The following is an 11,525-nucleotide window of genomic DNA, read 5'->3' as shown; positions in this document are numbered from 1 at the left end:
TGCGTTTTTCGCGAGCAGGCTCGCTCCTACAAGGGTTTGCGCTGTTTAGAGTTCGGCGAAGTGTTTGATCCCCAGCGGTTTGCCGATGTCGCCGCGCCAGATCGCTTGCACGTGGGCGCCACTCTCGGCCTGGGCCTGCTGCCATTGCAGGCCCAGGTTGCGTTGCTCCGGCAGTTTCAAATGACCTTTGACGAAGTCGTTGAACGCAGGTTTCGCCGAGCCGTAGTGGAAATGCGCGTACCACAAGGTCTGCGGTGACTCACCGCGCACATCGCGGACCTCGTACTCCTGGAGGAAATCCCTGCGCCCGTCCGCGCGTTTGCCCAGATCGCGCAGGCCGCCCTCCTTGCGGATGTCCACCACGCGTTGTTCGAGCAGATAGTCCAGGTAGCCCTCGGTCGGGGTTTTGCTGTTCAGGGTCTGGTCGATTCGCAGGGTGCGGCCGGCACGGGTCAATTCATTCGCGCGATTGCGCAATTGCAGCGCGACCGTCTCCGTGGGCGACAGGCGTTCGATGGCCCGGGCGCGCATGTTCAGTTCCGCGGCTTCACTGATCATCATGTGCTCCAGATCGACCGGCAACATGTCCTGGCGGGCGTAGCCTTCGACTTTGCTTTTGTAGGCGTCCACGGTGCCGAGTCGTTTCCTGGCCTCCACCAGCAACGGCGTGATATCGGTCGTCAGCTCCGTTGGCGCAGCAGTCACGGGTTCACTGAGGTGGTATTTGCCGCTGGAGGAACGGGGTAGCCAGGTTTCCCTGTGACCATCGACGCCCTCGACGGTGAAGCGCTGTTGTCGGGTCACGGCATCGGTGCTGGCAACGCCGATGAGCAGTTGGTTGTCTTCGGTCTCGAACAATTGTTTCCCGGCGCTTCCCGCTTTCGGGGTGTTGGATGGGCGTGTCTTGATGGCCTGGCGAGCCGACGCTTCGACGTTTTCCAGGATGTCGAGAAACGCTGTGACGCGCTCCAGATCCAGATGCTGTGGATAACCCAGCGACCAGGCCCCAAGGTGGCGGCGAAACTTGGCATAGGTCGCCAGGCAATCTTCGAGCACCTTGTTGCGCTGGGTAAACGTGGCCTGTACTTCCGGCAAATGATGTTGGGTCAGCAGGGCACGCCCGACCTTGTTGCGGGCCTCCTTCAATTGCACGTGAAAGTAGACCCAGGACTGGTCGGTGACGGCGCTGTAGTGGGTGATGATCTCCAGCACATGCGCCGCTTTGAGGTAGTGGTAATTGGCATTGCTGAATTTTTCGTTAATGGTGGCCATCTCCGGGGCCATCTTCGATTTTTGTACGCGATGGGTGATCCTGCCGTTCCATCGATTGGCTTCTGCGGCCTGTGCGTGAAGCTGCTCAAAATCCTTGAGAAACTCGATTCGCACTTCCTTGCGTTGCGCCATCAATTGCACGTGTGCAGCGGTATCGCTGTAGTGCGTGGCGTCCGAACGGGCCACCAGTTGATCGATACGGTCGAGATGTGCCACCAGTCGCTCTCTGGCCAATTCGACCCGCCGCACCGTGCGATCAACGATGACCCAGGCGCAGCGGCTTTGAAAGTCTTCGATCTGCGTGCGTTTTCGGCCATGGCTGAACAGCATCAACTCTTCAAGGTTCAGGTACAGGGCCTGTGCAAGTTCGATGTCGTTCACGCAGGCGGTGTCGACTTTGGCACGAAGGGGGGGACGCTGGTTCAATTCAAGTTTGAAGTAGTGCCCCAGGACCGCGTTGGAGCCGTGGGTCTGGGTTTGCAGCCGCCGGGTGTAGGCGTCGACGGTGTTGGTCAGGGTCAACTGGCGGCGCAAGGCCCGGTCGGCCCACCAGCGTGGCAACCAGCGGCGAATCGCGGCGGGCCACAGCGGGTCGAGGCCGTCAGCCACATGCCCGAGCACCGCGCCGCCACCGGCACCCCCTCCGGCGGTCACGGTGCCGTACACCGCGTAGTGGGTATTCCAGTGGCCGGCTTCGTCCAGGGCGATGGGTTGTTTATAGGTCCGTGTGCCCGTGGCGCTCAAGCGCCATTGCGGTGGGTTGTCGGTCAATTCGATGCGATAGATGCGACCCTGGCTGACCATGAAGTCGCCGTCAGTGTGTCGATAAACGTTGCGATAGATCCCTTCGGTGCCCGGTTGCAGGCCGGCCAGGGATATCTCGTGTTCGTACTCATAGCCCCTGAAGCGCTCGAGGGTGCGTCGGACCTGCTGCGGGGTCGACACCTGCAAGGCGCCCGGTGTTTTCGTCATGGCGCGCAGTTGTCGCCCGCGCGTGGCGGCACGCGCGGTGCCGGACGTCGCGCTGGCGCCGGGCAGCAGGTCCATGGCGGCGTCGATCAATGACAGCAACACCGCTTCCACCTCGGCCAGGCCATGGCCGACATCACCGCGCAAGAAGGCCGCCACCGCCAGGTTGGCGCTGCTCCAGGCGTCGTACAGGGCAATGGCCGTACCCACGAAAGGCACGACGCCCAGCGCCATTTTCAGGTAGTTGAACAGGGCCCCGCAGCGCAGCGCGACGTGCTCCAGATACAAGGCATCGTTGGAGCGCGATGTCGCCCGATGCGCCTCCAGCAGACGGCCCATGTGCACATTGAGCAGATGCGCTGTAAGGGATGTGGTGCTCGGCCAGGCGGTACCGATGCCGATCAGGGCGTCGAAGTTTTTCAGCAGGGCCTGGTTGATCCGGCTGACGTGCCGGGCGAACTCCCCGGTCAGGGCGCGACCGGCCAGGTAGCTGACCATCGTGCTGTGCAGGCATTGGTTAAACAGAAACTTCCGCGCCTGTTCGAGGCTGTCGAACTGACGCAGAAAAACCCCGTCGGGGCAGTCAGGCCGATAGAGCAGGGTCAGGCCGCTGATTTGCTCGACGATAAAGGTCACGCCGGCCAGGGTGCTCGGTCCCTGGCCCGGCGTGTCCGTGCCGCCAACGGTCAGGTGCGCAGGCAACAACACGATGCGCTTGCCGTCGACCGCAAAGGCTTCACGACTGTTGGCGTCGATGGCGATCCGAAGCACGCGCTGGCCGGCGACATCGATGTCTTTGGCGAGCACGGCGAACTCCCCTTGCAGTTCAAGCATCAGGCGCCAGGGTTCGCTCAGGCATTCACGTCGATATTCATTGCTGAAGGCCGAGGCGGCCGGAGTGCCCAGGAAGGTCTCGCGGATCAACGTCTCGTATTTTCCGGCCAGATCCAGTTCGGTGACCAGTTTGCGCAGGTAGGCCAGGGTGATGCCGGTTTGCAGCTTCTGCCGTTCGCCCTCGTCCGCGCCGCTGATCTGGACCCGCATCAACGACAAGCGCCACCCCATCGGCTGATCGATATTGCCTTGCGCCAGTTCGGCGATGGACAACAGGCTGCGTTGCTCGCTGCCGATCAGTACACTTTTTTGCGGTGTGCCAGGCGCCGGGCCCTGGATCAGCTCTCTGCGCCAGGTGGTGGTGTCGGGGAGGTCGAGCATCACTTCAACGTTTTGCGTGAGCGCGAAGTCTTTGCGCAGGCGGGCGTCGATGGCCTTTTTACTGAAGGCCTCGCGCAGCGGCAGTTCCCGCTCCAGCAACTGATGGGAGCGCTTCATCGCCGCGATGTAGGCGGTGAATAGCGCTTTGATGCGGTCGCGCTGGGCCGCGGACAGTGCGCTGAGGGACGACGGCAAGCCTGTGGCCAGCAGGACGCTGCGGTTCTGCTCGAGGATGTGGGCAAAGGCCAGCTCCCGTGCGGGGGCCGTGGGAACGGTGAGGCGGGCGAGGGTCTGTTCGCGCAGGTTGTCCAGTTCCGCCGCGCGTTGGCTGGCATGGGACGGAACGGGGTTGGCGGTCATCAGTCGCGCCGCCTGCTGTTCACAGCTTTGAAGCTGGGTTTGCAAGGCGTATTCGAACGGATTGCCGGTCAGCGTCGGGAGGTCCAGGGTTTGCGTGTCGTCGTTGGCCGGCCGCTTGAACAACCTCTGCTCCAGCGCCTGGCGGGAGGCGAACCGTTGCAGGCCGCCGAAACGTCCGGGCCAATAGAGCAGCAGACTGTCGCTGGCAGACGCCAGCAAGGCCGATGGACGGGCGAACACCAACACGCCATCCAGTTCCTGGGTGTGCGTCGTGGCGGTGTCGCCTTCGTTGACCGTCGCTGACAGCACCAGTCGGGCGACCGCTGTGTCAGCCGGTCGTGGCTGATCGGGCGCGTCGAGCACGGTCGTGAGCCACTGATGTTCATCGTTGCTGATTTGATTCAGGCGCAATTGCAGGTCGGCTTCGGCACGCAGGCCACTCAGGCGCGCCTGATACAGGGCCGTGTAATGGGGACCTGACTGCTTGCGCAATTCGAGCAGTTGCGGTGCACCGTCGGTACCCAGGAGGGCGCTGGCGGCCTCGGTGCTGGCCTGCTCGGCGCTGCGCAGGGCGTCGAATTGCTGTTGCAGCCGCTGCAGGCGCGGGTCGTTCGGGTCGCCTGGCAAGTTCGGGCCCAGCAGGTTCTCCAGGGCTGTTTGCTGGTGCAGTACGGCACTGCGGCGCAGGTCAAATGGAATGTCCGGGCTCAGTTGCGCGAACGGGGCGACGTCGTCATTGGCGTCCGCCATGGGCAGGTCGGGGGGCGGGGCAAAAACATCGTCGTTGCGTGGCCGCTCGGCAGCGGCGGTGGCCAGTCGCGCCAACAGGGATTCGGCACTTTTCCCCAGCTCGGGTTTGTCGAGGACGGTGTAGTCGACCGTGACCTTGGTCCCCGGTTGCGGTTGCTGCCGGATCAACCAGCGTTCCATGTCGTTGCGGCTTTCAAAGGTCATCCACGGCACTTGCCGAGACGGCCAATACAGCATTTGGCTGACCGGTTGGTCGGTGTTGCGGGTAATGACCAGGGCGCCCGGCAGTTCGACCGTCAGGCCGCTGTCGCCCCTGAGCGACAGTGTTTCGACGTACACCAGGACTTCGGGGGTGGTGTTTGGCGCGGTCGGGGTGACGAGCTCCAGCAGCACGTTGAGCTGTTCGGCATTCAAGGTGCCCTGGGTGAATGCCCATTGGCACGACGCCTCGAAATGCTGGCGATACAAGCCAATGGCCTGTGCCTTGCGCGACCGGTCGGTGCCGCGTGCGCGTGCCTGCCACCAGTCGGCGGTCAAGGGGGCTTGCGGGTTCTGCGCCATGAGCGCCAGCCACTGATCGCGACAATCGTTCCAGCGCGCCGAGGCGCTCAGGTACAGGTTTTCGTCGGTGTTTTGGGCTGATGGAGGAACGAGGCCGAAGTCGGCCGGCGGTGCGGTGGGTGTTTCGAGCATGAAGCAGGACTCCGATGGGTGAAAAAGTCGGGGTCATTAGAGGTCGGTCGAACGAGGGGCGGGCGGTACATAGTTATCGCGCGGCGCTGAGTGTGCCCTGATGACCGCCCGGCACACTTCATCAAACTGTCATCGAACTGTGGCAGCGCGCTTGAACAAACTTCATCAGACTCGCGCTCTACTGGGGTTCTGCGTTTCGGTGTTTCTTCATGCGCGCTTTGTTTTTATCGACAGTCTTTTTCATGGCCGCGTTGTTTGGCCTGCCGTCATGGGCGGCGTCTCGTTGCGATGTCAATGTCCCGACCGAACGGGTTGATCTGGCGCAGGTGAGCCTGGCCTACCAGAGCATCGGCCGCGCCTCCGATCCGGCGTTGCTGCTGGTGATGGGCCTGGGCGGGCAGTTGATTCACTGGCCGGACGAGGTGGTGGTCGCGCTGTGTCAGCAGGGCTTCCGGGTGATCCGTTATGACAATCGCGATGTCGGCCTGTCCACCTGGCGGCAACCGCCGGTCGAGGCCAACCTGACCTTCGAAGTGTTGCGCTACAAGCTCGGCTTGCCGGTGTCGGCGCCGTATTCGTTGACCGACATGGCCGATGACGGCCTGGGGCTGATGGATGCCTTGCACATCGAGCAATTCCACGTATTGGGGGCGAGCATGGGCGGCATGATCGCCCAGCATATGGCCGCCATGGCCCCGCAACGGGTCGAAAGCCTGACCCTGATCATGACCAGTTCCGGGGCCGAAGGCTTGCCGGCGCCGAGTGCGGCGTTGGTGCAGTTGCTCGCACGTCGCGGGGCACCCAATCGTGAGGTCGCGCTGGAGCAACAGGCTGACTTGCTGGCGGCCCTGGGCAGCCCGATGGTGACGGATGATCGCCAGGCGCTGTTGCATCAGGCGGCGCTGTCCTATGACCGTGCGTTCAACCCTGAAGGGGTGAAACGGCAAATCATGGCGATCCTCGCCGAGCCGAGCCGTGTGGCGTTGCTCAACCAGTTACGCGTTCCGGCGCTGGTGGTGCATGGCACCGCCGATCCGTTGTTGCCGGTGATGCATGGCGTGCACCTGGCGGCGCATATCCGTGGCAGCCAGTTGAAATTGATTCCGGGATTGGCCCATCGTTTCCAGGAGGCGTTCAAGGCGCCGTTGCTGGCGGCGGTGTTGCCGTACTTGCGGGCTCATCGCGAGGACACCTCGCATTGGGCGCAGATAGAGCCGGTGGCCGAACACAATCTGCTGTGACTCCCCGCCCCAGATCATGAGGGCAACCGTCGACTGACATTTTTCAGTCGTCAAAAAAGTAGCTATATGCCACTATGGTTTTGACCGTGGCTGCCGATACAGGCAGCGATGTTTTCAATCATAGGGATTTGATCCATGAATTTTCACGCTCTACGCACTATCGCTGCGCTGACTTTGCTTGCCTGCCTGACCCTCACCGGTTGTGCCAATGTCCAACCTCCCGTACCGCTGGATCATCAATTCTGGGATGCCAAGGAGCCGACCATTGGTGTGGCGATCACCGTGGTACCGCCGCCGGTGTTGGCCTTGACCGGAAATCAGGGATTTCTCGACTACGCCATCAACAAGGGCGTCAACAGCAAACTCAGTGCCAATGTCGAGCAGTGGCAAGTGCGTGATCTGACCACCTTGCCGGACTTGATCGTCGCCAAGTTGCAGGCCAAGGGCTACAAAGCCAAGCGTATCGACGAGCCGCTGGATTTGAAAACCTACAAGGAAATCTCGTTCCACGAAGGCTACATGACCCGCGACCTGACGCCGGTCAAGGCGGCTTATGGGGTGGACCGGTTGCTGTTGGTGAACGTCTACGCCACCGGTGCCACGCGAAGCTACCACGGCTTTATACCGACCAGCGTGCCGATGGCGCAGGTGGGTGGGCAGGGCCTGGTGGTCGACCTGGCCGACAACAAACTGTTGTGGTTCAAGCCTTTTGTCGTGACTCAAGCCGCTCAGGGCGAGTGGGATGAGCCGACCTACAGCAACCTGTCCAATGCGTTCTACCAGGCTGTGGATACCAGCCGTCAGCAAATGATCACTCCGTTCGCACAATGAAGCGTCCAATCGTTGGGGCCAGCGCGCTGGCCCTGTTGATGTTGACGGGTTGCGCACAAAAACCGGCCCCCGACGCCGGTTTCAAGGATCAGGGCGCATTGCCCTACGTCCAGGCCCACGGGCTCAAGGTCGATGTCCAAGTGCCGCAAGCGTTTGTCGGTGCCAGCACGGTGATCGATTCCGAGGCTGCATTGAAGGCGGCTTCGATCAGCCAGAACCTGGTCGCGAACTCGGGTAACAGTGCCGGACTGGCCGGGCTGCTGGTGGCCAGTGTGGTCAATACCCAGGTGGGCAGCGGCAGCCTGCAGCGCGATGCGGAAAAAGCCGCACTCAAAGACGCGCAACCCATGGCCGATTTGCTCGGTGGCGTGGCGTTGCAGGAACGCCTGCAGCAGCGCTATCAACGGGCTTCGCAAAGTGCCGGGCTCAAGCAGGGCGAAGGCCAGGTCACGGCTCGTTTGTTGATCGAACCGAAGCTGATGCTGACCCCGGATCGCGGCAGTTTTGTGCTGGTCAATCAGGTGCAGGTTCAGGACATTGCCGGTTCGCCGCTGTATCGCATGCGCATCGAGGTGGCCAGCCAGCCGATTCGCCGCTGCGGCCAGCAGTGCATCGATGACGGCAGCCTGGAACTGGCGAAGGTTACCGCCGTGCTCGATGAATGCATCGATGAGTCCATGCGGGTGTTGGCCACCGACCTGATGCAGCCGACACCGCCTCCGGCAGCCCAGGAAACCTTGCGCTATGTACTGGACGGTCGGCGCGTGGTCGAGCGCGGTTATCAACTGGCCAACAACGGTAACTATTGGCGCTATCGCAACCTCTACGGCGCGGTGAAGTCTGTGCCCGTGCCGTTTGAGGATGCGATGACCCAGGCGCAATTGCAGCAGGTTTCAGGGCGCTAGCGCTCCAGGCCTGACACAGCAGGCTCGCTCCCACAGTGGGTGGTGTGTTTCCTGGCTCAGCGCACGATCTTGTCCACATGAATCCCGAGTTTTTTCAGCCTGTACCAGAAGCTGCGCTCGGAGATTCCGATCAACTGCGCGGCGGCGGCCTGTACGCCGTTGCTCTGTGCCAGCGCCGCCAGAATGTAGGTCTTTTCGACTTCCGCCAACGCGGCGTCCAGATCCGGCGGCACGCTGGCGCCCTCGCTGAGAATGGCGCCGCTGCCGGCTGGCGACGAAGCAAACAGGTACGCCGGCAGATCATCGTCTTCAATCACCGCCCCCGAGGCGACGATGGTGGCGCGCTCCACACAGTTTTGCAGTTCGCGGATATTCCCCGGCCATGAATAATTGGCCATGGCCTGTAACGCTTGCGGGCTGAAACCGGTGATGCGTTTGCCGGCGGCAGCGCCCAGCGAATGGGCGAAATGCCGGGCCAGCGGGGCGATGTCTTCGACGCGTTCGCGCAGGGCCGGCAGGGGAATCGGGAACACGTTGAGCCGATAGTAGAGGTCTTCGCGAAACTCCTTGTTGGCCACCGCGTCCAGCAGGTTTTTATTGGTGGCGGCGATGACCCGCACATCGACCTTGCGCTCGCGGGGATCGCCCACCGGTTCGATCACCCGTTCTTGCAAGGCCCGAAGGATTTTCGCCTGCAGGGCCAGGGGCATTTCGCCTATTTCATCGAGAAACAGCGTGCCCTTGTCGGCCTGCTGGAACCGTCCGATCCGGTCGGTCACGGCGCCGGTGAAGGCGCCTTTGCGGTGGCCGAACATTTCGCTTTCCAGCAAGCCTTCGGGGATGGCCGCACAGTTCACCGCAACGAAGGGTTTGTCGGCGCGATTGCCGTGCTTGTGGATCGCCCGGGCGACCATTTCCTTGCCGGTGCCGCTTTCGCCGGTCAGCAGGATCGTCGCGTTGCTTTCGCGCACTGAATCGATCGCCTGCAGCACCCGGCGAAAGCTCGGGCTGTCGCCAATCAGGCTGTCGATCTGCTGGTGTTCATCGAGTTCGGCGCGCATGCGCTGGTTGTCTTTGAGAATGTCGCGAAACTGCAGGGCCTTGCTGACGGTGATGTCCAGTTCATCGATGTCGAAGGGTTTGGCGATGTAGTCGAAGGCCCCGTTGCGCATCGACTGCACGGCGTTTTTCACCGTGCTGTAGGCGGTCATGACGATCACCGGCAGCTGCGGGAAACGGCTTTTGATTTCCGCCAGCAATTGCGGGCCGTCCATGCCGGGCATGCGCCAGTCGCTGATTACCAGGTCGATGTCTTCGACCTCCAGCACCTTGAGCGCGTGCAGGCCGTTGCCGGCGGTGAAGACGCTGATGCCGTTCTGGCTCAACGCCGAGGCGAGCAGGTCGCAGAGCTTGGGCTCGTCATCGACCACCAGTACGTTATGTGTCATCGCTGCCCTCGTCGAAGTCGGCACCGTTGGCCGGGATGTACAGGCTGAAGGTGGCCCCGGCCTGTTTTTCGCTGACGCATTCGATGCGTCCGTCATGACTTTCCATGATCGAGAAGACCTTCGCCAGACCCAGCCCGGTACCAGAGGCCTTGGTGGTGACGAACGGTGTGAAGATGCGTTCGAGCATGTCCGGTTCGACGCCCTCGCCAGTGTCGCTGATGCTGATCACGGTGTAGGGGCCGTCGCGGCTGATGCCCAGGGTCAGGTGTCCGCCGTCGGGCATGGCGTCGATGGCGTTGACGATCAGGTTCAGGCCGGCCTGTTTCAGTTGCCGTGCGTCGGCGTAAACCGTGGCGCCGGGGGCCTGATCGTCGATGCGCACGTCGATGTGGTGGCTGGCCAGTTCCGGCGCGCAGAACCCGGCCAGTTCATCCACCAGCGGGCGCGCCGATTGGGTCGAACGCATCGGTGCGCTGGGCTTGGCAAAATCGAGGAAGTCGGTGATCAGGTCATTGATCCGGCTGACTTCGCTGACCACGTATTCCAGATGCCGCTTGTCGCTTTCGGGCAGGTCGGCGCGTCGATGCAGCAGTTGCGTGGCGGTTTTGATGATGCCCAGTGGATTGCGGATTTCATGGGCCAGGCCCATCGCGACTTCGCCCAGGGCATGCAGGCGATCGCGGCGACGCAGCTGCGATTCCAGATGCTGCAACTCGCCGAGGCGCTCACTCATGTGGTTGAAGGTGCTGCTCAGTTCCGCCAGTTCGTCACCGCCTGTCACCGGCAAGCGTTGGCGGTAGTCCCCGGCGATCACGGCTTGAACGCCGTTGGAGAGCCCGCGCAAGGGTTTGGTCAGGCGCTGCGAGACCAGCCAGCCGACCGTCAGGGACGCCGCCGAGCTGAGCAGGAAAATCAGGATGAACAGGTTGCTTTGATTGACCAGTCCCAACAGGCTGCTGTGGCGTAGCAGACCGCTGAAAATCACGCCTTGCAGCTCACCTTCTTCATTGAAGATCGGGCGGTAGATGCCGCTGTAGCGATTGGTGAACTGCTCGGTCGGTTCCCGGGTGGCGCGCAGGATCTGTTCGATTTTTTCCGGTACGGCCGACGGGTGATCTTCGAAGCGCTGGGAGGAGAACACTTCCGCGAAGTCATTGGCCTTGGCCAGGTACAACCGCAGGTCCAGGGAGTGCACCTCGGCCACGCTGGTGAGGAAATTTCTGTCCAGGTAAGTGGCCACCAGCAGTTTGTACTCGACACCGGCCTGCTCTGTCTCGAAGGTCGAGACCACCGTGCCGGTGGCGATACCGCCGACTTGCAGGGTTTGCAAAACGGCTTTGGGGGCGAGGCTGATCTGCCGGACGATGTCGTCGGAGGCCGTGCTGAACAGCACTTTCTGATCGCTGTTGCGCACCAGCGCCACCACGTCGATGCCGATGGCGTCGGCGATGTCGGCGGTCAGTTGGTCGTTCTGGGCCGACAGTTGATCGATGGGTGGGCGCCTGTAACGCAGGAACAGCTGTGCGGCCCGGGCATTGTCGCGCAGTATTTCGCCGATTTCGTCTTCGACGATCTTGGTCGATTCCTGCAGCCAGATTCGTACGTTGCTGTCGAAAATCTGCGACAGGGTAGTGGCCGCGAGTTCGGCGGCGATCATGGTTGGGATCACGCTGACCAGCCAGAAGGCCAGTACCAGTTTGCGTTGCAGGCTCCAGCCGGAGAGGGCAAAGGGTCGGGCGTTGGAGGGGCGGTGTCTGGTCATCGGGTTTCGCTTGTCGAAAGCCATTTCGGGATAAATCGTGAAGCCTGATGCAATACAGTAGCCGACATTGCCTCGGCAG

6 protein-coding genes are annotated in these 11,525 nt (G+C 62.2%); 3 read left to right on the top strand and 3 right to left on the bottom strand.

The window, feature by feature from the left end; genetic code table 11:
• Positions 1 to 45 precede the first annotated feature (45 nt).
• Positions 46 to 5,259, bottom strand: coding sequence for a DUF6543 domain-containing protein (locus JQF37_RS23375; RefSeq protein WP_130207551.1), 5,214 nt, complete (start codon positions 5,257 to 5,259; stop codon positions 46 to 48).
• A gap of 209 nt (positions 5,260 to 5,468) precedes the next feature.
• Between JQF37_RS23375 and JQF37_RS23370 the strand changes: the two genes are divergently transcribed.
• The 3 genes from JQF37_RS23370 to JQF37_RS23360 all read left to right on the top strand — a co-directional run bounded on the left by JQF37_RS23370 (position 5,469) and on the right by JQF37_RS23360 (position 8,236).
• Positions 5,469 to 6,500 carry an alpha/beta hydrolase gene (locus tag JQF37_RS23370; protein ID WP_130207553.1) on the top strand — a complete coding sequence of 344 codons (1,032 nt, stop codon included), beginning with the start codon at positions 5,469 to 5,471 and terminating at the stop codon, positions 6,498 to 6,500.
• 135 nt (positions 6,501 to 6,635) lie between these two features.
• Entirely contained in the window at positions 6,636 to 7,331 is a 696-nt protein-coding gene (locus JQF37_RS23365; protein WP_130207555.1) for a hypothetical protein, read from the top strand.
• A complete protein-coding gene (locus JQF37_RS23360; RefSeq protein WP_130207557.1) occupies positions 7,328 to 8,236 on the top strand; it encodes a hypothetical protein in 909 nt (302 codons plus the stop codon). Before JQF37_RS23365 ends, JQF37_RS23360 begins: the two co-directional genes overlap by 4 nt.
• Before the next feature lie 56 nt (positions 8,237 to 8,292).
• Here the strand turns inward: JQF37_RS23360 and JQF37_RS23355 are convergent, their stop codons facing one another.
• Together JQF37_RS23355 and JQF37_RS23350 are read right to left on the bottom strand one after the other, a co-directional pair.
• Complete coding sequence (locus JQF37_RS23355) at positions 8,293 to 9,684, bottom strand: sigma-54 dependent transcriptional regulator (protein WP_130207559.1); 1,392 nt, start codon at positions 9,682 to 9,684, stop codon at positions 8,293 to 8,295.
• Positions 9,674 to 11,446 (bottom strand): ATP-binding protein, encoded by a 1,773-nt coding sequence (locus JQF37_RS23350; protein ID WP_130207561.1) that lies wholly within the window; start codon positions 11,444 to 11,446, stop codon positions 9,674 to 9,676. Before JQF37_RS23350 ends, JQF37_RS23355 begins: the two co-directional genes overlap by 11 nt.
• Between the last annotated feature and the right edge of the window lie 79 nt (positions 11,447 to 11,525).

This window comes from Pseudomonas sp. MIL9 (assembly GCF_016887925.1).
GTDB lineage: Bacteria > Pseudomonadota > Gammaproteobacteria > Pseudomonadales > Pseudomonadaceae > Aquipseudomonas > Aquipseudomonas mohnii.
The sequence above is the reverse complement of the archived record's forward strand: the minus strand, read 5'-3'. Positions and strand labels throughout refer to the sequence as shown.